The sequence below is a fragment of the Nitrospirillum amazonense genome (genome assembly GCF_029594735.1).
Taxonomy (GTDB): domain Bacteria; phylum Pseudomonadota; class Alphaproteobacteria; order Azospirillales; family Azospirillaceae; genus Nitrospirillum; species Nitrospirillum amazonense.
Genome location: NZ_JARPAF010000003.1, coordinates 544,702 through 566,909 on the forward strand (window position 1 = coordinate 544,702; position 22,208 = coordinate 566,909).

Sequence of the window (22,208 nt, forward strand, 5' to 3'; positions counted from 1 at the left end):
GCCGTAAAAACTACGTTCCCGTTGGGTTGGTCGTAGTCAACGCCTGAGACTCTTTTAGAGCTAGAAGCTTATCAATATCCGGGTTCCATCTAGCCATGTTGGCAGTATGATCTTCCGCATGCCATGTTCTGCTGCTAACATATTTTATATTAATATCAATTGGCTCATTGCTGCCGACAATGGCACCGAAGCACCAGCGATGGAAATTCTCGTTATCAGATATATTCATTATGTTGAATATGATCTTCGCATTAACCATGTTTACCATTGGTATTTTCCGTTTCCATCGCCGATCAATTATTGAATACATTTTATTTTTAAAAGCATTGTATCCGTCTACAAGAACTGCAATCCCGTTGTCTAATTCCTCAAGATTTATATTAGGAGGATAACTTTGTTCTCGCGCACGTTCATAAGCCATCATTACGTCGGATTGCCCCAGCACGAACGCTATATATAGTACATCTTCCAGCAGCATGGCGCGCGTGTCTGGATGCAGAGTTGACGCACCAATAGCGCGGCCGAGTAGCTCTTGCGACAAAAAGGCAAGGCGCCCCGCCGCCGCATGTGCCGGCAATTGACCAAGGGGATGGCCACAGCCGCAACGTTCAAAGTAGCGCCACGACAATGGAATGCCGCAGACACAACGATCCACAAGCACAAGGTCATGTTCTGGACAGGTGCGCATCCAACGATGTTGCCAGGCCCGCAAATGCCACGGCTTATCTCGGAAGCACTCGGGGCATATGCGGCGTCGTTGAGAATCTATGAAGGCACAATCAAGACGGTCAACGCCAAAAGAAAGCCCAGGTCGTCCAGAATTACAAGGTAGTAAATGGGGATACGACCTTGGATTCACCTCTAGACTCTCGAGGAAATTAACAATGGCCTGGCGATTAACCATTAACTTATCCAATTCTTCCGGCTTTCCAATCAGCCTATTAATAACCTCTTCCGTTTCCGGATAGCCGTTTGCCAGGATGGCGCGCCGGACATAGCCGGAGAGACATTCACCAGTCTCTGGGCGAGGGCGAACAATAAAGCGCATCATTCACCCCAAAAATGGGTTGGTCCGTCTGGACGTAGAACCAGGAAAACGGCGTTCATGGACCGCTGCCAAATCTTGCAGGCGGAGCATGTCCGCGCCTTGCTCAAGTGCGTGGATAGCCGCGTCGCAAAGAAGATCCGCAGTAAGCCCGATAAAACCGCCCGTCGCTGCATGCACTCGACGTGCCCAATAATCATCAGCCAAGTTAACCTGCCGCAGAGGCTTCGCCACAATATCCCATGTATTCAAGAACGACCTGAACTCACCATCCATGACGCCATAGCCCTTCATCTCAACGAGAATCCGACATCGGCGATATAAGGAGTCATTGGTCCTGAATATTTCCCAGAATCCATCCGATCCACAGAACACAAATCCGACTTTCACGTCGTTAAGAATGGTTTTTAGCCATTCCGTTATCTCTCTAATCACCTTTTCATTCTTGGAACTGACAATTAGTTGCGCTTCATCGATAAAAAGCACGGAAGTTTTCAAGACGGACGCGTAGAGAGCGATCCGCTGCCGGAGAGTTTGCTGAGTGTCTCGACGTAGGACGATCATTTCCTCACCGAAGGCACCCAGCAGATCCAAGGCAATACTCCGATATGTTACAGGGCCGCCGGTGATTTTGGCATACGCTACAGGCTTCTCATCGCTTCGTGCGCCCCTGTCCGTGCCGAACCTTCCCATCCAAGCATGTATGGTTGAGGTCTTGCCGGACCCTGGCGGGCCTGTAAGCAACATCCCGGCCGAACTGGAGCCCAAGCTCCCGTAATTCTTGATCCAATCGAATCCCGAATGGGCGGCCGATGCAGATTCATGAGGAATATGCAGCGACTTCAGCCTGTTAGCGATCTGCGTAATTTCCTGTGGCGTGAAGGTCATAGCGCGCTCCTGCTAGGATCGACCGCAATCATGGGAGCGCGGGTTTCCCACGTCTTAGGATCCGACCGTGCTGGTTCGGCGGCTGCAGCAGGTCGATCGCCATCGCTTAACCAGCCGGGCAAGCTTTCCATTTTGTCGGCAATATCAACGATCAGTCCGGCCATGCCATCGCTTGCAGGGTTGCAATAGCGTAGCATCGTCTTGGAATCCTTAATGCGCTTCGCGTTCAAGGCCGTTACCTCGGCGACCATCTTTTGCCGGCTGTACAACAGTTCCTTGACGGTGATGGCCTCCTGATCTCTTGCTTCTCTACGGGCCAGCTCGACGATGAGGCGGTGTTGGTACAGTGTAAGGTCCCGCGTGTAGTCCGGGTCGGTGGATTTGGCTACTTGCCAAGTCTCGGTCAGGGGATCGAAGAACCGAACCGTGACTAGGTCAAGGGGATCGACCTTGACCTTAATTTTGGTGCCCTTTGGCTGGGCACTACGGATGGCGGCAAACCGTGGCGTCTGCCAGGTCAAGTGCTTCCACTTGATACCATAACGCTGCGGCGTACATTCGATGGCGATCCCGGTCAGGCACTCCAGTTCGCCGGCGGTCGGCGCCGGCCGCGGCGGCATGCCCCCCTCCCGCGCCAGGGCTAAGTTCCAGGCCATGGCAGGGGACATGTTAAGCCCAGCGTGCAGGCTCTGGTGATAGTCGTCGATAAGCCACTGATGGAAAAATCCGATGAACGACTTGTAGCCGATGCACGCATATTTAGATGGATCGTGGGCCCGATCTCGGGCCCGGACCGTATTGCCCGGCAGTGTCTGCACAAATCGGGTTTTCACCGTCGAGAACCAACGCTCTATTCTTCCTTTATACCAGGGCTGCTCCGCCGGACAGGGATCATGGTCAATAAACAAGAGGCGAAGCGCGTCGAGTAAACTTTCCCCGGTAAACTCCCTTCCACGATCCGTTCGGAAGCGCTCGCAGCGGCCACCCGTATTGTAGGAAAAATGGATCCCGGGATAGAGATCCCTGACGTAGTCCTTGGGCGAGAGCGCGTGCCTCAGAGCCAGCATGACACTGAGGTAACTCGGTGGCTCAAAGCCAATGTAGAAGCCCATGACGATACGCGTATAGCCATCAATGATGGCGGTGATCCACGGTCGCCCCAGGAGCAGATTCAGCCTTTCGTCGTAAAGAATGATGTCGAGCAGGGTATGGTCGACCTCCCATATCTCATTCAGCCGCGTTGGGCGCATCCCTCGAGTGACAGTGGCAAAAGTTCGCCGGGCCGCCTGGCGCCCTTTCTCCATCGCCACCCGGGTAAAGCGGCTAAGCGTCCAATATGTCCGGTAAACGGTCATCCTGTTGACCTCCGGGATTTGCTCAGCCTGTTGTTCGTTGTGCCGTTCGATCGCCGCGTTCAGCGCCCGATACGCCGCGACGATTGGAGCGTTCCCAACCACCAGGAATTCATGGATGGCCGCCATCATGAGCGATTGGGCGATTGGATGAAGCTGCGACCTGCGGCCCCCACGCCGCTCAATGAGAGGAATCAGCGCCGGCAGCGAACGCCCGTGCTTCAGCCAAATAGCATGCCACCGACGCACCGACCGTTCGCCCGGCGGTGCGCGGTCATCCTGCCGATCGGCAACGACCATGATGGCCTGCAGCGCATCCCTGGACCGCGAGCCCGACGGCAACGCATCATAGGCCCTGACATATTCGTAGAGCTTCCGGGCGCGCGATTGCTGACGTGGGGTAAATGCGGCGAAGGCTATGGAGATCAGCCGCGCCCGTTCGGCCGCCGCCATCGCCTCCCGCTCAACCGGAATCACCAGCCGCCCGAGTACGTGAAGTTCGTTGAAGCGTTCCAGCGTCAACGTCCGTGGCGTCAAGAAGGTGCCTGACCGCATCAATACACGGCCCTCGCCCACCGACCTTACCGTCATGGGCTCGGCGTCCAGGTAGAGGGACAAGCCCGGCTTGATAAATGCGAGGTCATGGTTCATCGCCCCCCTCCTCCCACAGCTGCACCAGCGTCTCGGAGTGGAGCGGCGCGTCCAGGTCGAACGTCAGGACACCTTCCCGGCACAGGGCCAACACTTCACAGCGAGGGTCGGGGCTTCGCACCTGTCCCAGCAACACGCCGAACGGCTTGCCTGAACCGATCTCCAAGGTCAGCTGAAGCCGATTGGCGGGGTCCACGACGTGTCCGCGGGTGTTGAGCAGGGCAGAAATGTTGGCGAGCCTGTCGCTCCCCGAACGCTCATTCAGGATATGGACATGCGCCCCATCCAGCCCCAGTTGCAGCGCAAACCCGCGCAGCGCTTCCAAATGCTGATCAGCCTCATCCCGGCTTTGGGCTATCAGCGTCAGGCGGCGACCCGCCCGACGGCTGCTCACCGCCGTGTGTGAAATCATGCGGCACGGCACGACGGAAGCGCCTTTTGGAAGAGAAGGACGCAACGCCATGCCTTCGATGGTCGCATCGACCTCGGCATCCCGGAGGAACGCCACCTCCGCCCAGGAATAGGCGGGCAGAGCTTGACCCGCCTTCACGCTGGCAAACTGCTGCTTCAGGCCATAGGGCAGGCCCCCATGCGTGCGCCCAGATCGGGATTTAGCAACGGTCAGTGGAGACGATAGCGGTTGTATCATCACGGTCACCCCTTGCAGAGGACCGGCAAAGTTCTCCCGTTACGTCTTGATTGGATAGACGCACTGCGCTATCTTCAAGACGTTCTCTTGAACGGGGAAAGGTGCCACCGGTCCCGCGTTTGTGAATGTAAGAAAGGCCTGAGATTCCGTTGCACCGGAGTCTCAGGCCTTCTTCGTTTCCAGCGTCATCGCATGATCGCCCCCTTGCATGGCCACCACCACGCTATAAATCATGCGCCCTTTATCCTATTGGTCAACAGAAATCATATAGGATTATAATAATCGCATCCCTCGCCATATTGGGAAAATAAATTATTCACATATAACTGTTCACGATGCCTATAGTCATAGTGACAATGAAGAAAAAATAGGAATTACTCGCTTTTCCCATATTTACAGACAATTCCGTCGAATGTACCGGAAACGCACTGAATGTGCTGGAAACGCTCGCCCTTGAGCAGCTGCGGAACAGATTTCCCCCCGGATTGTCTTTTCCGCGGCCAGGCGCAGCGAATGGGCAAGGCAGCACCGGCCCGGTGCCTGGGCCACAATTGCGCCTTGAGCCCACTGGATGAGGTCGGGATCGGCAACTGCAACGCCTTCCGCTGTGCTTTATCCTAAGCAGGCGACGGACCGGTCATTGTGTGGCGTCCAAGCGTTCCAGGACTGCGTCCAAAGCAGACGTGGCACTGTCGAGCGCGGATTCCATGCCAATAATGATCGCGTCGACCTGGGCCAGGGCCGCCTTCTCACTATCACCGGCGTCATCATCGAGCGCGCAGCGCCGCACGTAGGCGCTCATGGAGAGGCCCGCAACCTTGGCCTTGGCGACGATCATACTCCGCTCCTGAGCGCTGACCTTGACGACCAAACGTAAGGTACGCGACTGGGCGGTGGGTGCGGGAATGGTCCGGCTCATAGACGGTTGGCTCCCCTGTCATGCAGACCAACCACAGTTGGGCATAGATAAGCCCTGGGAGCAAGGAGCCAGCCCCGGAAAGTTGGCACTCTTCCTTGCAAGCGTGACCGGAATCTCGGCCAGCCGGGGCATCACCCGCCCCTGGCACGGTCTCGGAATAACTTCTCCGTCGGATTGTCCTTCCAGCGGTCGGCGTGGCGCACGTAGCGCAGGGCAACATCGCTGCTACGATGCCCAGTTTGGTCCATGATCTTCTTTAGCGACGTCTCCGCCTCGGCGGCGGCCGTGGCCAAGCCACTGCGCAGCGAGTGGGCGGAGTAACGCCGGCCCAGAGTCTGGGCCGCAACCACACCCTGGGTCCACTGGATCAGGGCGGGATCGGCAGCACCAATGCCCTCGGCCGTGGCCTGCACCACGCGAGCGACCGTGCGATCGGAGAGCCGCCCACCGGGCCGGCTGCCCTTGCCAATGGCGATGAACAGAGGGGCGTCGGCATCTGCCACGGCATGCCAAGCCCGCCAGCGGTGAAACGCTGCCACCGGACAGAAGCCGGAATCGCCGGAGGCCCAGACGGCAGCGACACGGCCGCGCTTGGTCTTGCCGCCACGAATGGTAACCTCCAGACCGCGGCCCGGCACGAGAGTGATGTCACCAATGTCGAGCCCCACTAATTCGGAGCGCCGGGCGGCGGCCCCGAAGCCCAGCAGCAGCAGCAACGCATTACGCCAGCCGGCGGGGGTATTGGGCTGGGCCGCCACCAGCCGGCGCAGCAGGTCAGGCAACAGCGGTGCCGCCTGTCGCACCCGGCGCCGGGCTTGCAATGCAGCGACACCGGCCAATTGGTCGGCGATGAGCGCGTGCTTGGCGTCCAGCGATCGGCCAGCCAGGCGGTGGGCCAGCAGGATAGCCGCCAGGTGAACCCTCAAGGTGGGCAGCGCCAGGCCTTCGGAGGCCTTGGCCAAGTACAGGCCAACAATGCGGGGGTCGGCATTGAGAGGCTGAACCCCTAAGCTCTCTGCCCAGACACGGTATCGGCGCCAGGCGCCGCGGTAGGCGCGCTGAGTGTTGGGGCTATAGCGGCTGGCGACATTCCGCACGGCCGCGCGGGCCAAGCGCTCAATCTCCACCACCTGGTCCAGGGTGTGGACCCCGGGCAGCACCAAGTCGTCCAGCAGGCCGGATTTGATGACCAGGCAATCTGGCCCCACCTCAACCCGCGGCTCGGCCGTGCTGGCGTCGTTCAGGACCATTCCCGGAAAATTCTCGCTTCACATGTGGATGATGCAACCATACTCGTTTTTTATGTCCGACAATATAGCTTGTCGGACATAAAGTGGTCGACCCACTAGCAAGGGGTGGCATGGCCGGACCATCCTTGCGACAGGCAACGAATAGGCCTCAGGCCCCGTCGGCCCCGTCATCCAACAGCCGGTTCAAGTGATCATGCTCAGGGGACATTTGGGCGTCCTCGATGAGTTGCCAGTCGCCCTCTGACAATTCCGCTGTGGTCACCGCAATCACATGGTCCTCAAGCTCCACCACGGCGTCCGGTAGCGCCGCCCGGACGCTCTTCAAGGCCCGATCCCGCGCCTCTTCCTTCGCTGGCAGGCCGTTAAACACGACACGGAGTCGAAGTTGGTGCGTGGCCATCTGGATTCCTCCTGTGGGGCTGAAACGACCAATTGCCGCGCCTCCAACGCTACGTCGCGCGCCGACACAACACCAGAGTCAGTGGAAAGCATGCCTGCATGAGTGGCTGGTACGAATCAGACCAAGCCATCCCCATTGAAGCCCTTCTGCATACGCATAGTTTATGCAAGGGTACGGCGAAGGCGGAGCAGATTCCCTAATGATTTCAACGGTTGGCCACTTAACGTGTTACGGGTTTGGCCATGTTCGGCGTGATTTGGCCACTTAACGTGTTAGAGGACAACTGTGATTAAGAAAAGCAAAAAATAGAAATGATTTGACAACGCTGTCAACGCAACTATTAATAACAGAGCTGACACCCGGCAAGCACCCGGATGCTGCCTGCGATCCAATCGCCGGGCGGCGTATGGGAAGGATTTTGCGGAAGCATACCGCCGGCGCTCAGTAAGGTTGAGCCTAAGTCTCAGTAAAAAATAAATATATCTCGGGAGGATAGAGACATGAGCGCGCAAGCAATCTGCCGACCCTGTCATGGACATACTCACTATAGTTAGAACTGGTTGACCTTTCCCGGTAACGGAGAGGGAGGGGTTCAGCCGACTGTCAGATCGGCATGCCCTTATTCCAGTATCAGGTAGATCCGTCGCGACCGGACAGCAGCGCTGTGCCGTTCCCTGGCGCGCACCCTAAACCATGGGTTGCGGGCGGGAACCGTGGCCAGCGGCCGGGCCCGCGCATCCACGAATACCCCCCAAGGGAGGGACCTCGCATGTACGGAGAGTTGAAGATGTTACGGCGGCTGTTGATGGGTGCCGCCTCCTGCGCCGCCTTGGCTGCCACCCTGGCCGCGCCCACCGCCTTCGCCCAAAGCACGCAGCCGGCAGCACCCGATCCGCAGGCCGCCCCCCAGGCCACGTCCCAGGCCTCCCCGGCCGAGCAGGGCGGTGTTGAGGAAATCATCGTCACCGGGTTCCGCAAGTCGCTGGCCGACGCGCTGGAAAACAAGCGCCAGTCGAACCTGATCATCGAATCCGTCACGGCCGAAGACATGGGTAAGATGCCCGACCAGGACATCGCGGAATCGCTGCAACGCCTGTCGGGCGTGCAGATCGACCGCGACAACGGCCAGGGCACCCGCGTGCGCATCCGCGGCCTGAGCCAGAACGTCACGGTGCTGAACGACGAACCCTTCCTGTCCGGCCTGGAAGCCTACGCCAGCGGTGAAGGGTCCGGCGGCGGCGGCAACACCGCCACCAACTCGCTGGAAGCCATCCCGTCCGACCTGATCGCCGGCGTGGACGTCTACAAGTCGCCGCAAGCCAGCCTGGTCGAAGGCGGCATGGGCGGCATCATCAACCTGAAGACCCGCTCGGCCCTGGACACCCCGCAGGGCTGGACCGTGGGCGGCAACTTCCGCATGACCACGGGCGAGCACGCCCGCATGGAAGACTGGACCCCCATCGGCGCCATCGTCGGCACCTACAACTTCAACAACAAGATCGGCATCACGGCGGCGTTCTCATACTCCGAGACCGACACCCACTCCGACATGATGCAGGGCCAGAATCGCAGCGGCTGGGCCATCGAGCCGGCGGCCGGCACCTCCAGCAACCCGATGGCGACCATCCCGCAGAAGTACATCTCGCCCGAGCTGCTGTACTTCACCGACCGCGACACCGACCGCACCCGCATCAGCGGCCAGCTGGGCATCGACTACGCCGTCACCGACAGCCTGACCCTGAACGCCGACTGGCTGCATTCCACCTACGACATCCTGACCCAGGAAGCGTCGAACAAGCTGTGGTTCAATTCCAACGGCCTGGGCTTGGGCATCGACCCCAGCCAGCCCTACAGCATCGACAGCAACGGCGTCATCAAGTCGGCCACCATCCGCGCCCTGGGTGCTGAAGGCGACAGCGACGTGCAGAACGTCCACCTCACGGCGGACAACTTCCACTTCGGCGGCAAGTGGGACAACGGCGGGCCGTTCCGCGCCAAGTTCAAGGTCGCCTACGCCACCTCGGAATACAATTCCGACAGCGCGCAGCAGGACGTCGAGTATTCGCAGTACAACGCCGCCCAGCCCTGCGCCACCAGCCCCAACGGCTATTGCAACGCCCCGCTGAACCCCTCGGCCCCCGGCGGCAGCAGCCCGGTCAGCCACGGCCCGGCCTATTCCTTCAACTACGTCAACAACGGCACCCTGCCGTCGGTATCGTACAACGCGCCCTACGCCGATCTGATCAGCAACCCCAACAACGCCGTCTTCAAGTCGGCCTGGGCGTGGAACATCCACTCCAAGGACGATTTGTGGTCCGGCCATGCCGACGGCGAGTACGACGCCGATTTCATCAAGGCGATCAAGACCACCTTCACCGCCGGCGTGCGCTACACCGACGACAAGATCAACTACAGCCTGTCGCACTATGAGCTGGACAAGTCCTCAGCCGGCCAGACCGGGTACTGCAGCAACGGCACCTGCTATGGCACCTACGGGTACTACATGGACCCGGCCATCCTGAACGAGGGCATGACCAACGCCGCCACCGGCGCCAGCCCGGGCGGCAACTTCGTCGGCGCCAGCGGCGCCCCGTCGCAGACGCCGCCGGTCATTCCCGCCCAGACGGCGCTGAGCGCCCCCAACCGGGCGCAGCTGGTCAATAACTTCTTCCCCACCGGCAACGCGGGCAGCAGCATCCTGGTGCAGAACCTGTCCCAGATGCAGAACCCGGTGCAGTGGCTGCAGGGCAACTTCCCGCAGTTCCCGGGCAAGATGGTGCGCGACCCCATCAACTCCTTCGTCATCGAAAGCCAGCGCGTCTCCGGCTACGCCATGGCCGACATGGGCAGCAAGGAGGATCGCTTCCACCTGAACATTGGCGCCCGCATCGTCGACACGGTGCAGAAGGTGACGGCCGGCGCCCTGCCCGCCAACCCCATCTACATCTCCGACGAATCCTGGGATGGCTCCAACGCCATCACCAACCCGGATGTCGTCACGGCGGAACGGCACTACACCGACATCCTGCCCAGCATGAACCTGGTGCTGGACGTGGCGCCGGACCAGAAGGTCCGCTTCTCCGCCGCCCGCGTCATGTCCCCGCCCAGCCCCTACGACCTGGGCCGCGGCGCGCAGTACAACTTCACCCGTGAGACCAACACGGCGGGCAAGCAGGGCTTCGCCTTCGTGGGCGGCAGCGGCGGCAACCCGAACCTGGATCCCTTCCGCGCCACCCAGATCGACATCGGCTACGAATGGTATTTCGGTGAGCAGGGCGCGCTGACCTTCGGCGGCTTCTACAAGTCCATCGACACCTTCATCCAGACGCAGACCACCTCCATCACCGTGATGGACGATTTCGGCGGCAGCACCGCGGGCTTCACCGCCCCCAGCAACGGCGCCGGCGGCAGCATCAAGGGCTTCGAAATCGGGGCGCAGTACGCCTTCGACTTCGGCGTCGGCTTCAACGCCAACTACACCTACTCGCTGTCCACCTCGTCCACCCACACCGACTTCGCCCAGGACCTGCCCATCCCCGGCGTGTCGCTGCACGCCCTGACGGCGCAGACCTACTATCAGAAGGGCGGCCTGGAAGCCCGGCTGTCCTACAGCTGGCGGTCCAGCGCCGTGAACGGCGACGCCATCGGCTCCACCTTCGCCATCCTGGACGCCACCACCAACAAGTCGGTGACCTATGGCGTGTTCAGCCGGCCCTACGGCCAGTTGGACGCCCAGATCGCGTATCAGTTCACGCCTGAGTTCGGCATCACCTTCGAGGCCATCAACCTGACCGATGAGTCTCAGGAGACCTACCTGCAGTTCAAGAACCAGCCCTTCACCTACGTGAACGCGGGTCGCCGCTTCATGCTGGGCGGGCGGTTCAAGTTCGGCGGCTGATGCCCGTGAGCTGCGGGGGCCGGTCCGGCAGCGACGCCGGGCCGGATCCTGCAGAACCCGGGGGCCTTCAGGTTCTGCTTTCCAAAAGGTCCCCGAACCGGGAACTGCCGGGTTTGGTCGTTCCCGGGCCTTCTTCTTGATCTCCCTTCTATGCGCATACCCTCTCCCCGGGGACTATGCGCCCACTCCGGGCGGCATGATTGCGATCGTGCCGCCCTTTCTTTTTTGTGCCATTACAGGAGTAGTGACAGCTGGTGCCGAGGGGAGCGATGCCACATGGGGAATGACGCCCGGAAACCGACGATCATCGACGTCGCCCGTGAATCCGGGGTTTCCATCAAGACCGTGTCGCGCGTGCTGAACGGCGAGCCTTACGTCAACCGCGCCACCTTGGACAAGGTGATGAAGGCCATCCATGACCTGGGCTATCACCCCAACATGTCGGCGCGCACGCTGGCCGGCAAACGATCCTATCTGCTGGGCCACCTCTACGGCGACCCCGCCGGCCCCTACACCATGGAAATCCAGGTGGGACTGCTGAACCGCTGCCGCGCCCGGGGCTATCACCTGCTGATCGAGGAGATCGACTATCGCGGCCAAGATGTGGAACGGCGGGTGCGCGCCGTGCTGGACTGGCTGCGCCCCGACGGCGTGGTGCTGACCGCCCCCATCACCGACGAGCCGCGCGTGCTGTCGGTCCTGACGGAAAGCGGCATACCCCTGGTGCGGGTGACGGCGGAAAGCGGCGGCGACACCTTCTCCTCCGTCTGGATCGACGAGCGGCAGGCGGCGGCGGCCCTGACCCGCCACCTGCTGTCGCTGGGCCACCGCCGCATCGGCCTGATCAAGGGCCCCGCCAACCACGGCGCCACCGAGCGCCGCCACCTGGGCTATCGCGACGCGCTGGCGGAGCTGGGCATCGCCGAGGATCCGGACCTGATCGAGCAGGGCGCCTTCACCTTCCCCTCCGCCCTACCCTGCGCCGAGCGGCTGCTGAGTTTGCCGGAGCCGCCCACCGCCATCTTCGCCTGCAATGACGAGATGGCGGCCGCCGTCATCGTCGTGGCCCAGGCGCGGGGCCTGAGCTTGCCCGACGACCTGTCAGTGGCCGGCTTCGACGATTGCCCCATTGCCAGCATGACCTGGCCGCCGCTAACCACCGTGCGCCAGCCCATGCGCAAGCTGGGGGAGGAGGCGGCGGATCTGCTGATCTCCCGCCTCATGGAACGCCCGCGCGGCGACGCCACCGTGCCCCACCGGCTGGTATCGCATGACCTGGTGGTGCGTGCCTCCACCGCCCGGCCAAAAGCGCAGAACCCGGCGCGCCGCCGCACCAGGAAGGCGGGCTAGGACCAGCCGCGTCAGCAGCCGGCCCCACAAGTGAATGATCGGTTCAGGGCGATGACGTTCGGAACGCTTGCGCATGGTGCGCGCCGGCCATACACTGAACCACATGGTTCAGTGTATAAATCCTCCCCTCGACCTCTCGTTCGCGGCGCTATCCGATGCGACCCGCCGCGGGATCATCGATCAGCTTGGCCGCGGGGACGCGTCGATCACCAGTCTCGCCGACCAATTCCGGATGACGCTGACCGGCATGAAGAAGCACATCCAGGTTCTGGAGCGGGCGGGGCTCGTCATCACGCGGAAGGTCGGACGGGTAAGGACCTGCGCGCTTGGAAAACGCGGCCTGGCGGCGGAGGCCGAGTGGATCGAGACCCACCGCAAGCTCTTCGAGGCGCGCTTCGACGCCTTGGACGAGATCATCAGTGAGATGAAACGGGAGGAAAGCGATGACTCAGCACGGTGACAACCCCACGTCAGTCGAGCGCAGGGGCGATCGCGAACTGGTCGTGACGCGGACATTCGACGCGCCGCCGAGCGTGGTTTACAGGGCGTGGAGCCAGCCGGAGCTGTTCCGGCGTTGGTGGGTGCCGAAATCGGTGCCTGGCATTTCTCTCGTATCGTGCGAGCTGGACGTGCGTACCGGCGGAAAGTATCGCCTGGAATTCGCCGCCGGCGGCTCGGACACCATGGCCTTCTACGGCAAGTATATCGAGGTGGTGCCCAACGAGCGCATCGTCTGGACCAACGACGAGGGCGAAGAGGGCGCGATCACCACCGTGACTTTTCAGGACCTGGGCGGAAAGACGCTGCTGACTTTCCACGAAGCCTATCCGTCCAAGGAGGCGCTTGAGGAAGCGCTGCAGGGCTCGGCGGCGGCACTGCCGGAGCAGCTGGCGCAGCTGGGCGACCTGCTTGCCGGCACGGGCGATCTGCCCTAACGGGCCAGGTCACGCAAGGCCGCCACGGTGGCGGCCGCCAGCGCGGGATCGGTGCGGACCCCGGGTGGCACCGCCTGGTCGAACAGCAGGCGGGCGGGCCCGGGTGAGAGCACCAGCACGCGATGGGCCAGGGCCACCGCCTCCGCCAGGTCGTGGGTGATCAGCAGCGTGGGCACAGGCCGGCGCAGGAGCTGTTCCGCCAGGACGGCGCGGGCCAGGCGCTGGTTGCCCTCATCCAGGGAGGCGAAGGGCTCGTCCAGCAGCAGGGCCTGGGCATCCACCGCCAGGGCGCGGGCCAGCGCCAGGCGCCGCGCCATGCCCAAGGACAGTTGCGAGGCCCAGACGTCCGCCTGGGCCGCCAGGCCCAAGCGCTCCAGCAGCCGCTCGCCCTCCGCCGGGTCGGCACCGGCCAGGGCCAGGTTCTGCCGCACGGTGCGCCAGGGCAGCAGGCGGGGCTGCTGGAAAACGACACCCAGGTTGGGCACCGGGCGCGCGCCCTCCCCGCTCCACCGCACGGTGCCCGTAACCTCGCGGTCCAACCCGGCCACCAGGCGCAGCAGCGTGCTCTTGCCACAGCCGGAGGGGCCGACCACGGCCGTCACCTCACCCTCGTCCAGGCTGAAGGCCAGGCCGCCCAGCACCGGCCGGCCGGCCAGGCGCTTCTCACGGATATCGACGATGAGCCGGGTCATGACACTCTCCACCGCGCCGCTCGGCGTTCCAGCGGCTGCAGGGCTGCCCATTCGATGACCTGGACGATGAGGATGAAGGCCAGGGCGTAGGCCAGGATGTGGGCCACGTCGAACAGCTGGAAATAGACCTGAATCTGGAAGCCGACGCCGTCGCTGCGGCCCAGCAGCTCCACCACCAGCACGATCTTCCAGATCAGCGCCAGGCCGGAGCGGGTGGCGGCGAACAGGTAGGGCAGCAGCTGCGGCAGCACGATATGGCGCAGGGTGGCCGCGCGGCCGTAGCGGAAGACCCGCCCCATCTCCAGCAACTCCGCGTCCAGGGCCCGCACGCCCTCGCGTACGGTGACGGCGGTGGTGGGCAGCTTGTTCAGCGCCACAGCCGTGATGGCCGCCGCCTCCGTCAGGCCGAACCACACGTAGAGCAGGACGATCAGCACCAGGGCCGGCAGGTTCAGCAGCAACAGCAGCGCACTGTCCAGCCACAGGTCCACCGTGCGCCACCAGCCCATGGCCAGGCCCAGCGCCGTGCCCGCCCCCATGGCCAGCAGGAAGGACACCGCCACCCGGGCCAAGGTGATGCCGACATGGTGGGGTAAGGCGCCCGACGCCGTCTCCCGCGCCATGACGGCCAGCACGGTGGAGGCCGGCGGCGCCAGGGGGCTGGCCGCCAGCCGCCCCGCCGCCTCCCACACCAGCAGCAGGACCAGGACGGACAGCGCGCGGATCAGCCAGGCCCGGCCCCGGCCTGCCGCCTCCCGACTCACCAAGATTGCGTCGCCTGCCAGAAGGTACCGGCCGGCAGCACGTCGCCACCGCCGCCCACCAGCGCCGGTCCGCCCACCGAGGCCAGCACCTGGTACAGCTGGGCGGCGGCCTCTTGTTCCGCCGCCCCCCAGTGGCGGGGAATGCCGCGCCGGTACCAGTCGCGCAAGGCGTCGAACTCCGCGTCGCTGCCGGCGTCGGCCAGAGGGCGCAGCTTGGGCCATTCCGCCTCATCCTTGACCAGCAGGTCGCGCGCCTGGCGGCTGGCGGCGATGAAGCCCTCCAGCACGGCGCTGTTGGCCTTGGCCCAGCGTTCGGAGAAGACGTAGCCCACCATGGGCGGCGTCCCCTGGACGCCCAGCCCGGTCACCGCGTCCTCAACCGTCAGCAGGCGGCGTTGCCCGGCCGCCTGACCCTTGGCGGCGAAGGGCCAATAGGTCAGCAGGGCGTCCAGCCGGCCGACCGCCAGCGCGTTGGCCAGCAGGGGTGGTGCGCCGAAGGTTTTCTCCGCCGTCCGGTCCAGGTCGATGCCGACCTGGCGCTGGGCATAGGCGCGCAGGATCAGCCAGTTCTTGTCCAGCGCGCCGCCGGCGATGCCCAGGCGGCGGCCCGGCAGATCGGGCACCGTGGCCACTGGCCCCTGCGCCGGGGCCATCAACGCGCCAGCGGAATTGGAAAAGGGGATGAAGGTCCAGTCGCCGCCGCCCGATCCTTCCTGGGTCGTCCGCTGCCGCGCCACCCACAGCCAATCCACGGCGATGGTGTCCACCTGGCCCGCCTGCAGCGCCACCTGTGTCGCCTGGCCGGTGGCGAATTCCTGGGGGATGATCGCCAGGCCGTGGGCCGCGTCCAGCCCGTGGCGGCGGATGACGTCCAGTTCCCACGACACGGTGCCATAGCGCAGGATGCCGACACGCAAAGCCGGCGCACCCGCGGCCCGGACCCGCATGGGCACCGAGGCGGCAAGCCCCGTAGCCATCAGGCGGCGGCGTGTCATGGTCATGGGGACATCCAAATCGGGGCATCCTCCGCGCCCGGCCGGGGTGCCGGACCCAGTTCAATCCTGGGTTGTCCATGGCCCTGGGCTGTTCCTAGCTTCGAACGCCATTATCGGGCCGCCGGCTTCACCCCTGTCAACCCGGGCCCTCTACGACTATAGAATGAGACAGCGCGCTGATTTCCGGCCCTGATTTCCTATGGCGGCCCCGGATGGCCCGGGCCATTATCGGTCGGCGGTCCCTGGTCTGACGTTTAAGGAGACGGCGGAGATGCCCAACCGCCGCCATGGCCTGATAGGCGTGTATCCCATAGGCGTGCTTCTTTCCGGCCTGCTGCTGGCCGGACAGGTGGCGCATGCCGCCCCGCCTGCGGCAAAGCCCGCCACCGTTGCGCCCAAGCCGGATGCGAAGCCCGACCCCGTCGCCAACATCGCCTATCTGGCGCTGGTGCAGAAGCGGGTGCTGCCGCAAAGCTTCCTGGACCAGCCACCGGAGGACGAGGGCGTGCAAGGCGCCCGCCTGGGCTTGGCCGACAACATCACTACCGGCCGCTTCATCCACCAGGCCTATCACCTGGAAGAGGCGCTGGAGCCCGATGCCGACGCCGTGATTGCCGCCTTCAAGCGGCTGGTGGCCCAAGGCTACCGCGCCTTCGTCACCGACGTGCCGGCCGACCTGCTGCTGCGCCTGGCCGACCTGGCCGAAGCCAAGGACGCCACGCTGCTGGACGCCACCAGCACCGACGACGCCCTGCGCGGTGAGCAGTGCCGGCGCAACATCCTGCACCTGCTGCCCAGCCGCGCCATGTTGGCCGACGCCCTGATGCAATACCTGACCATCAAGAACTGGCGCGACATCCTGCTGGTGGCGGGCCCCAACCCCGAGGACAAGCTGTATGCCGACGCGCTGCGCAAATCGGCGCGCAAATTCCGCCTGAAGATCGTGGCGGACAAGCCTTGGACCTATGACCCCGGCGCCCGGCGCACCGACACCGGCCACTACGCCATCGGGGCCGAGGTGGCGCGCTTCACCCAAGGCATCAAGTACGACGTGCTGGTGGTGGCGGATGAGGGCGACAATTTCGGCGATGACCTGGGCTATCGCGCCACCGATCCCCGGCCCGTGGCCGGCACCCAGGGCCTGGTGCCCGCCGCCTGGGCCCGCCCCTTCGAGCAATGGGGCGCCACGCAACTGCAGGCGCGTTTCCTGAAGCAGGCCGGCCGCTGGATGACGGAGCGGGACTACGGCGCCTGGATGGCGGTGCGCGCCCTGGGCGAGGCCGCTACCCGGGGCGGCAGCGTGGAAGGGGCGGCCATGACCGCCTACCTGCGCAAGCCCGAGTTCGAACTGGCGGCCTTCAAGGGTGCGCGGCTCAGCTTCCGCGCCTGGGACGGACAACTGCGCCAGCCGGTGCTGCTGGCCGACGCGCGGTCGCTGGTGTCGGTCTCGCCGCAGCCAGGCTTCCTGCATGAGACATCGGAACTGGACACGCTGGGTCCCGACCAGCCGGAGACGACATGCCATCCACGTTGATGCTTGCGGCCTTTAATCGCATCCGATCAAAGGCCCCCTCAAACGCCGGGTGCCCCCAGCCGGGGGCTTGGCTCCCTCGCGTTTCAGTCCGCTCCGCTCCCCAAAACGCTGCGGGGCCGGCAGTCGCCGGCCTGTTGCTCGCGATGGGCCTGCTATTGGCCACCACCCCCGCGATGGCCGAGCGGCTGCTGGTGTCCAATGAGAAGGACAACACCATCACGGTGGTGGACGCCGGTACCCTGGCCGTCGTCAAGACGGTGAAGGTGGGCGCCCGGCCGCGCGGCATCGCCCTGTCCAAGGACGGCAAGTCTCTCTACATCTGCACCAGCGACGCCGACCATATCGAGGTGCTGGATCTGGCCAGCCTGACGGTCAGCCGCACCCTGCCCAGCGGCCCGGACCCGGAGCTGTTCACCCTCAGCCCCGACGGCAAGACGCTGTACGTGTCCAACGAGAACGACAACATGGTGTCGGTGCTGGACATTGCCGCCGGCCGCATCGTCACCGAGATCCCCGTGGGGGTGGAGCCCGAGGGCATGGGCATCAGCCCGGACGGCAAGATCCTGGTGAACACGTCGGAAACCACCAGCATGGCCCATTTCATCGACACGCAGAGCCATGAGGTGCTGGCCAACGTGCTGGTGGGCAGCCGGCCGCGCGTGGCGCAATGGACCAAGGACGGGTCGCTGGTGTGGGTGTCGGCCGAGGTGGGTGGCACCGTCAGCGTCATCGATTCCGCCCAGCGCAAGGTCATCCAGACCATCCGTTTCGACATTCCGGGCGTGCCGAAGGAATCCATCCAGCCCGTGGGCATCCAGTTGACCGCCGATGGCACCACCGCGTTCGTGGCGCTGGGCCCCGCCAACCGCATCGCCGTCATCGACACCCACAGCTACCAGGTCAAGAAGTACCTGCTGGTGGGCCAGCGGGTGTGGAACCTGGCCTTCTCCGGCGACGGCAAGCGGCTGTACACCACCAACGGCGTCAGCAACGACCTGTCGGTCATCGACGTTGACGCGCTGAAGGTGGTGAAGTCGGTGCCGGTGGGCCGCCTGCCCTGGGGCGTGGTGGTGGCGCCGTGACGCCAGCCCCCCAAGTCACCACCGCGGCGCTTGACGTTTCCGGCCTCAGCCACGCCTTCGGACCACGCCAAGTCCTGCGCGACGTGGGCTTCAGCCTGGCCCCCGGCGACTTCACCGTGCTGCTGGGCCTGAACGGGGCCGGCAAGACCACGCTGTTCGCCCTGATCACCCGCCTGTACCACAGCCGGCAGGGGCGCATCGCTGTCTTCGGCCACGACATCCGCCGCCAGCCTTCCGCCGCCTTGGCCGCCATGGGTGTAGTGTTCCAGCAGCCCACCCTGGACCTGGACCTGACGGTGCGGCAGAACCTCGCCTATCACGCCAGCCTGCACGGCCTGGCCGGCTCCCGCGCCCGCATCCGCATTGAGGAGGAGCTGGAGCGCGTGGGCCTGGCCGACCGGCGGGACACCCGGGTGCGCCAGCTGTCCGGCGGCCAGCGGCGGCGGGTGGAATTGGCCCGCGCCCTGGTGCACGACCCGGCCCTGCTGCTGCTGGATGAGCCCACCGTGGGCCTGGACATCGAAAGCCGCCGCTTCCTGATCGACCATGTCCGCCACCTGTGCCGCAGCCGGGACATGGCCGTGCTGTGGGCCACCCATCTGATCGACGAGGCGGACGACACCGCCAAGGTCATCGTGCTGCACCAGGGCCAGGTACTGGACCAGGGGCCCGTGCCCCAGGTGACCGCCCGCGCCGGCGTGCCCACCCTGCGCGCCGCCTTCGACACCCTGACACGTCAGCATCAAGGGACACCTCAGCATCAAGAGGGGGCCGCGCGATGACCCCCATCCACTACGCCCGCTGCCTGGGCGGCATCGTGAAGCGCGAGGCGCTGCGCTGGACGCAGCAGCGCGGGCGCTTCTTTTCCGCCCTGGTGCGGCCGCTGGTGTGGCTGGCCATATTCGCGGCGGGATTCCACTTCGTCCTGGGCGTCTCCATCATCCCGCCCTATGAAACCTATATCCCGTACGAGGTCTATATCGCCCCCGGCCTGCTGGCCATGATCCAGCTGTTCAACGGCATGCAAAGCTCCCTTTCCATGGTTTACGACCGGGAGATGGGCAGCATGAAGACCCTGCTGGTCAGCCCCTTCCCCCGTTGGTTCCTGTTGACGGCCAAGCTGCTGGCCAGCGTGGTGGTGTCGGTGGTGCAGGCCTACATCTTCCTCGGCATCGCCTGGTTCTGGGAAATCGACCCGCCGCCGCTGGGCTATCTCTCGGTGCTGCCGGCCCTGATCCTGTCGGGCCTGATGCTGGGCGCGTTGGGCTTGGTTCTGTCGTCCTTCATCCGCCAGTTGGAGAATTTCGCCGGGGTGATGAACTTCGTCATCTTCCCCATGTTCTTCGCCTCCTCCGCCCTCTATCCGCTGTGGCGGGTGAAGGAAAGCAGCCTGACGCTGTACTGGATCTGCCAGGCCAACCCCTTCACCCACGCGACGGAGCTGATCCGCTTCGCGCTGTACGGCCAGATGGCGCCGCTGTCGGCCGGGGTGGTGGCGGGGGCCACGCTGCTGTTCATGGTCCTGGCGGTCTGGGGCTACGACCCCGGCCGCGGCCTGCTGGCCCGCCGGGGCGGCGGTGAATAAGGAAGGGTCTTGCCCATGCGCCTGCTGCTGAGCCTTGCTCTTATCCTGGCGTCGACTTCCGCCCTGGCCGCCCCGCCCCCGCCGGCCGGCCAGGCCAACCCCGACTGGCCCTGCCACCAGCGGCTGGTGCCGCAACTGACGGCCGCCACCTACTGGGGCGGGCCGCCCCTGCCGGAGCATGTGGACTGGCGCGCCGACAGGCGGGTGGCGGCGGTGGTGCAGGCCACGGCCCCGCGCGAGATCCCGGCGGATGAGGGTGAGAAGGCCCTGACCCGCTTCGCCGACAAGGTGCCCAAGGGCCAGCGGCCCACCCTCTATCCCAAGGTCTTCGCCGGCATCGTCGAGGAGATCAACAGCCAGCGTGCCGGCGTCATCACCCGCATCCAGGATCTGGCGCACCGCCAGCGCGACATGGGCGACCTGGTGTCCAAGGCCACCACCGAGTTGCAAGCCATCCCGGCCGAGACCACCGACCCGGACAAGCAGCAGCAGCGGGCGGAGATCGTGCAGCGCCGCGGCTATCTCATCCGCAATTTTGAGGAGGTGGAGCGCACGCTGCGCTACACCTGCGAGGTGCCGGTGGAATTGGAGGCGCGCCTGGGAACCTACGCCCGGGTGCTGAATGACCGGCTGCAATCCTGATGCAGCGGCCCTGCCGTTTTTCCATTCCTTGCAATGACCGGCATGTTATAGTGGCGCACCTTCAAGTTCAAAAGATGGAAGCCCATGCTCGGCGAACTTACGGCACAGCATTTCCTGCCGCTGGTCGATCAGGAATTCACGGTTACCTACCCAGAATACCAAGGAACCTTGATCCTGACCAAGGTTGATCATGGTAAGAAGAGTTCGGCGCCCGGTCGCTTTCGCGATCCGTTCTCTCTTTTATTCAACGGAACGGATCCGAACACGATGCTGAACCAGCACATCCATCCCTTGACCCACCCCACCTTAGGCACGCTGGAGATCTTCCTGGTGCCGCTGGGGCGCAACGAGGACGGGACCTATTTCTACCAGGCGGTCTTCAGCTGACCACCTGTGGGCCGGCGACGGTCACGCCGCTGGTGCCGCCAGCCAGGCCATGAGGAAGTAGGGGCCCACGGGCTCCACATCCTGAAAGCCCAGGCGCTGGTATAGCCGCCGGGCGCGGTTGTTGCCCTCCACATGGATGGTGCACTGGGCGTAGCCCTCCTCACGGGCCAAGCCCTGTACCCAACCCAGCAGCGCGCCACCCAGGCCATGGCCGCGCCAGTCCGGCATCAGGCCGATTTCCACGATACGCAAATCCCTGACATTGCGGCGGAACAGGTAAAGGCGGCCGATGGGCCGCCCATCCTTCTCCACAATCATGAAATCGGCATCGTGGTAATGCAGGGCGTAATGGGCCGCCTGCAGCCGCGCCTGATCCTGCAGGAAGGCCAGGCGTTCACCGTCCGTCCAAGGGGCGGCCTGCATCTCTTCCCACCGGTGCGAGACATAGAGGTCACGCACGAAGTCCGCGTCCCCCTCTCCCTGGTCGCGCAAGGACAGACCCTGGGCCGCCAGGTCGGCAGGCAAGGTCAAGGGCGGCAGAACCGGGGCGGCATCATCCACGGCGGCCGCCGCCCCTTCAGGCAGGCAAGACATCAAACCCCTTCCTCACTGACGCGATGGGAACTCACCGAACTGACAGATGCAGAAGTTGACCACCAGATAGGGCTGGTCGTTGGCACGGGGGGCGATGGCTGCCGAGCCGACAGTGCCAACCGTATTCGCCGCCAGCGTCGGGCCGCCTTGGGTCACCGCCGTGGTGGAATACAGCAGCATGTTGTTTGGACGGCTGAGGTAGGTCGTCGCCGTCGGAGTCGATACATATCCCGCATTGCCGGTATTCGGGTTTTTGACATTCACCAAATGATTATGGGGCGGGAAATTGCCACTGGTCAGCGCCACCGTGTCCGTACCGCCTTTCTCGCCCGCGTCGCGCGGCGTCAGGCCAGGACCTGAACCGTAGGCGATGGGAATGCACCCCATCATATTGGGCAGATTGTAATAGTTCTGCAGATCGCCGCCGTAAGTGTTGCCAATGACGGCGTACAGCGTGTTGTTCTGCTGAATCAGCACTTGCTGGCCATTGCATTGCGACCAGTTGGCGGGCGGAAAGGAGAAAGCGAAGGCGCGGATTTCACCGGTGAAGGGATCAGCCATGGTGAGATTCCTTCCAAAAGGGAAACGTCATGGGA

At 64.0% G+C, this 22,208-nt stretch carries 22 protein-coding genes; 10 read left to right on the forward strand and 12 right to left on the reverse strand.

Translation table 11 applies throughout. The features are described 5' to 3' along the window. Window positions 1–10: 10 nt before the first annotated feature. The 7 genes from P5F91_RS20510 to P5F91_RS20540 form a co-directional block, all read right to left on the reverse strand. Window positions 11–1,051, reverse strand: a complete 1,041-nt coding sequence (locus tag P5F91_RS20510; RefSeq protein ID WP_277908134.1) for a TniQ family protein — start codon at window positions 1,049–1,051, stop codon at window positions 11–13. Beyond that, window positions 1,052–1,933, reverse strand: coding sequence for an ATP-binding protein (locus P5F91_RS20515; RefSeq protein WP_277908135.1), 882 nt, complete (start codon window positions 1,931–1,933; stop codon window positions 1,052–1,054). Continuing rightward, window positions 1,930–3,936, reverse strand: a complete 2,007-nt coding sequence (locus tag P5F91_RS20520; RefSeq protein ID WP_277908136.1) for an integrase catalytic domain-containing protein — start codon at window positions 3,934–3,936, stop codon at window positions 1,930–1,932. The genes P5F91_RS20515 and P5F91_RS20520 overlap by 4 nt, the downstream gene beginning before the upstream one ends. After that, the gene (locus P5F91_RS20525; protein WP_277908137.1) at window positions 3,926–4,585 is read right to left on the reverse strand and encodes a hypothetical protein; all 660 of its coding nucleotides are present in this window, start codon (window positions 4,583–4,585) and stop codon (window positions 3,926–3,928) included. The genes P5F91_RS20520 and P5F91_RS20525 overlap by 11 nt, the downstream gene beginning before the upstream one ends. Window positions 4,586–5,222: 637 nt before the next feature. After that, a complete protein-coding gene (locus tag P5F91_RS20530) occupies window positions 5,223–5,504 on the reverse strand; it encodes a plasmid mobilization protein (protein ID WP_422394481.1) in 282 nt (93 codons plus the stop codon). A 131-nt stretch (window positions 5,505–5,635) separates the two neighbouring features. Then, on the reverse strand, window positions 5,636–6,754 hold the full coding sequence (locus P5F91_RS20535; protein ID WP_277908139.1) for a tyrosine-type recombinase/integrase: 1,119 nt from the start codon (window positions 6,752–6,754) through the stop codon (window positions 5,636–5,638). Between the two features lie 148 nt (window positions 6,755–6,902). Beyond that, a complete protein-coding gene (locus tag P5F91_RS20540) occupies window positions 6,903–7,154 on the reverse strand; it encodes a hypothetical protein (RefSeq protein WP_277908140.1) in 252 nt (83 codons plus the stop codon). A 769-nt stretch (window positions 7,155–7,923) separates the two neighbouring features. Here P5F91_RS20540 and P5F91_RS20545 point away from each other — a divergent pair. The 4 genes from P5F91_RS20545 (at window position 7,924) to P5F91_RS20560 (ending at window position 13,337) form a co-directional block, all read left to right on the forward strand. After that, window positions 7,924–11,052, forward strand: a complete 3,129-nt coding sequence (locus P5F91_RS20545; protein WP_277908141.1) for a TonB-dependent receptor — start codon at window positions 7,924–7,926, stop codon at window positions 11,050–11,052. A 276-nt stretch (window positions 11,053–11,328) separates the two neighbouring features. After that, window positions 11,329–12,402, forward strand: coding sequence for a LacI family DNA-binding transcriptional regulator (locus tag P5F91_RS20550; protein ID WP_145612074.1), 1,074 nt, complete (start codon window positions 11,329–11,331; stop codon window positions 12,400–12,402). A 73-nt stretch (window positions 12,403–12,475) separates the two neighbouring features. Next, window positions 12,476–12,862 carry an ArsR/SmtB family transcription factor gene (locus P5F91_RS20555; protein ID WP_211106997.1) on the forward strand — a complete coding sequence of 129 codons (387 nt, stop codon included), beginning with the start codon at window positions 12,476–12,478 and terminating at the stop codon, window positions 12,860–12,862. Next, window positions 12,846–13,337, forward strand: coding sequence for an SRPBCC family protein (locus tag P5F91_RS20560; protein WP_277908142.1), 492 nt, complete (start codon window positions 12,846–12,848; stop codon window positions 13,335–13,337). Before P5F91_RS20555 ends, P5F91_RS20560 begins: the two co-directional genes overlap by 17 nt. Here the strand turns inward: P5F91_RS20560 and P5F91_RS20565 are convergent. Genes P5F91_RS20565 through P5F91_RS20575 form a run of 3 tightly spaced genes read right to left on the reverse strand, consistent with a single transcriptional unit; the run spans window position 13,334 to window position 15,794 of the window. Then, a complete protein-coding gene (locus tag P5F91_RS20565; protein ID WP_145612076.1) occupies window positions 13,334–14,029 on the reverse strand; it encodes an ABC transporter ATP-binding protein in 696 nt (231 codons plus the stop codon). The genes P5F91_RS20560 and P5F91_RS20565 overlap by 4 nt on opposite strands. Further along, window positions 14,026–14,793, reverse strand: coding sequence for an ABC transporter permease (locus P5F91_RS20570; protein ID WP_145612170.1), 768 nt, complete (start codon window positions 14,791–14,793; stop codon window positions 14,026–14,028). Before P5F91_RS20570 ends, P5F91_RS20565 begins: the two co-directional genes overlap by 4 nt. Further along, window positions 14,790–15,794 carry an ABC transporter substrate-binding protein gene (locus P5F91_RS20575; protein WP_145612077.1) on the reverse strand — a complete coding sequence of 335 codons (1,005 nt, stop codon included), beginning with the start codon at window positions 15,792–15,794 and terminating at the stop codon, window positions 14,790–14,792. Before P5F91_RS20575 ends, P5F91_RS20570 begins: the two co-directional genes overlap by 4 nt. 265 nt (window positions 15,795–16,059) lie before the next feature. Between P5F91_RS20575 and P5F91_RS20580 the strand changes: the two genes are divergently transcribed. The 6 genes from P5F91_RS20580 to P5F91_RS20605 all read left to right on the forward strand — a co-directional run bounded on the left by P5F91_RS20580 (window position 16,060) and on the right by P5F91_RS20605 (window position 21,018). Then, window positions 16,060–17,322, forward strand: coding sequence for an ABC transporter substrate-binding protein (locus P5F91_RS20580; protein WP_277908143.1), 1,263 nt, complete (start codon window positions 16,060–16,062; stop codon window positions 17,320–17,322). 143 nt (window positions 17,323–17,465) lie between these two features. After that, window positions 17,466–18,404, forward strand: a complete 939-nt coding sequence (locus tag P5F91_RS20585; protein ID WP_145612079.1) for a YVTN family beta-propeller repeat protein — start codon at window positions 17,466–17,468, stop codon at window positions 18,402–18,404. Next, a complete protein-coding gene (locus P5F91_RS20590; protein ID WP_145612080.1) occupies window positions 18,401–19,186 on the forward strand; it encodes an ABC transporter ATP-binding protein in 786 nt (261 codons plus the stop codon). The genes P5F91_RS20585 and P5F91_RS20590 overlap by 4 nt, the downstream gene beginning before the upstream one ends. Beyond that, a complete protein-coding gene (locus tag P5F91_RS20595) occupies window positions 19,183–19,989 on the forward strand; it encodes an ABC transporter permease (RefSeq protein ID WP_145612081.1) in 807 nt (268 codons plus the stop codon). The genes P5F91_RS20590 and P5F91_RS20595 overlap by 4 nt, the downstream gene beginning before the upstream one ends. Before the next feature lie 15 nt (window positions 19,990–20,004). Next, window positions 20,005–20,631 (forward strand): hypothetical protein, encoded by a 627-nt coding sequence (locus P5F91_RS20600; protein ID WP_277908144.1) that lies wholly within the window; start codon window positions 20,005–20,007, stop codon window positions 20,629–20,631. 84 nt (window positions 20,632–20,715) lie between these two features. Next, window positions 20,716–21,018: a DUF6916 family protein gene (locus tag P5F91_RS20605; protein ID WP_145612083.1), complete on the forward strand. Its 303-nt coding sequence runs from the start codon at window positions 20,716–20,718 to the stop codon at window positions 21,016–21,018. Window positions 21,019–21,039: 21 nt separating this feature from the next. Here the strand turns inward: P5F91_RS20605 and P5F91_RS20610 are convergent, their stop codons facing one another. Beyond that, the gene (locus P5F91_RS20610; RefSeq protein ID WP_145612084.1) at window positions 21,040–21,612 is read right to left on the reverse strand and encodes a GNAT family N-acetyltransferase; all 573 of its coding nucleotides are present in this window, start codon (window positions 21,610–21,612) and stop codon (window positions 21,040–21,042) included. Between the two features lie 12 nt (window positions 21,613–21,624). Continuing rightward, the gene (locus P5F91_RS20615; RefSeq protein WP_145612085.1) at window positions 21,625–22,173 is read right to left on the reverse strand and encodes a phage tail protein; all 549 of its coding nucleotides are present in this window, start codon (window positions 22,171–22,173) and stop codon (window positions 21,625–21,627) included. Window positions 22,174–22,208: the final 35 nt, after the last annotated feature.

What these genes read in the sequence shown, in the direction of transcription:
- P5F91_RS20605 (WP_145612083.1), top strand. Translation starts at nt 20,716, where the DNA reads ATGCTCGGCGAACTTACGGCACAGCATTTCCTGCCGCTGGTCGATCAG.
- P5F91_RS20530 (WP_422394481.1), bottom strand. Translation starts at nt 5,504, where the DNA reads ATGAGCCGGACCATTCCCGCACCCACCGCCCAGTCGCGTACCTTACGT.
- P5F91_RS20615 (WP_145612085.1), bottom strand. Translation starts at nt 22,173, where the DNA reads ATGGCTGATCCCTTCACCGGTGAAATCCGCGCCTTCGCTTTCTCCTTT.
- P5F91_RS20555 (WP_211106997.1), top strand. Translation starts at nt 12,476, where the DNA reads ATGGTGCGCGCCGGCCATACACTGAACCACATGGTTCAGTGTATAAAT.
- P5F91_RS20510 (WP_277908134.1), bottom strand. Translation starts at nt 1,051, where the DNA reads ATGATGCGCTTTATTGTTCGCCCTCGCCCAGAGACTGGTGAATGTCTC.
- P5F91_RS20610 (WP_145612084.1), bottom strand. Translation starts at nt 21,612, where the DNA reads ATGTCTTGCCTGCCTGAAGGGGCGGCGGCCGCCGTGGATGATGCCGCC.
- P5F91_RS20575 (WP_145612077.1), bottom strand. Translation starts at nt 15,794, where the DNA reads ATGACCATGACACGCCGCCGCCTGATGGCTACGGGGCTTGCCGCCTCG.
- P5F91_RS20520 (WP_277908136.1), bottom strand. Translation starts at nt 3,936, where the DNA reads ATGAACCATGACCTCGCATTTATCAAGCCGGGCTTGTCCCTCTACCTG.
- P5F91_RS20595 (WP_145612081.1), top strand. Translation starts at nt 19,183, where the DNA reads ATGACCCCCATCCACTACGCCCGCTGCCTGGGCGGCATCGTGAAGCGC.
- P5F91_RS20600 (WP_277908144.1), top strand. Translation starts at nt 20,005, where the DNA reads ATGCGCCTGCTGCTGAGCCTTGCTCTTATCCTGGCGTCGACTTCCGCC.
- P5F91_RS20565 (WP_145612076.1), bottom strand. Translation starts at nt 14,029, where the DNA reads ATGACCCGGCTCATCGTCGATATCCGTGAGAAGCGCCTGGCCGGCCGG.
- P5F91_RS20540 (WP_277908140.1), bottom strand. Translation starts at nt 7,154, where the DNA reads ATGGCCACGCACCAACTTCGACTCCGTGTCGTGTTTAACGGCCTGCCA.
- P5F91_RS20545 (WP_277908141.1), top strand. Translation starts at nt 7,924, where the DNA reads ATGTACGGAGAGTTGAAGATGTTACGGCGGCTGTTGATGGGTGCCGCC.
- P5F91_RS20525 (WP_277908137.1), bottom strand. Translation starts at nt 4,585, where the DNA reads ATGATACAACCGCTATCGTCTCCACTGACCGTTGCTAAATCCCGATCT.
- P5F91_RS20580 (WP_277908143.1), top strand. Translation starts at nt 16,060, where the DNA reads ATGCCCAACCGCCGCCATGGCCTGATAGGCGTGTATCCCATAGGCGTG.
- P5F91_RS20585 (WP_145612079.1), top strand. Translation starts at nt 17,466, where the DNA reads ATGGGCCTGCTATTGGCCACCACCCCCGCGATGGCCGAGCGGCTGCTG.
- P5F91_RS20535 (WP_277908139.1), bottom strand. Translation starts at nt 6,754, where the DNA reads ATGGTCCTGAACGACGCCAGCACGGCCGAGCCGCGGGTTGAGGTGGGG.
- P5F91_RS20515 (WP_277908135.1), bottom strand. Translation starts at nt 1,933, where the DNA reads ATGACCTTCACGCCACAGGAAATTACGCAGATCGCTAACAGGCTGAAG.
- P5F91_RS20550 (WP_145612074.1), top strand. Translation starts at nt 11,329, where the DNA reads ATGGGGAATGACGCCCGGAAACCGACGATCATCGACGTCGCCCGTGAA.
- P5F91_RS20560 (WP_277908142.1), top strand. Translation starts at nt 12,846, where the DNA reads ATGACTCAGCACGGTGACAACCCCACGTCAGTCGAGCGCAGGGGCGAT.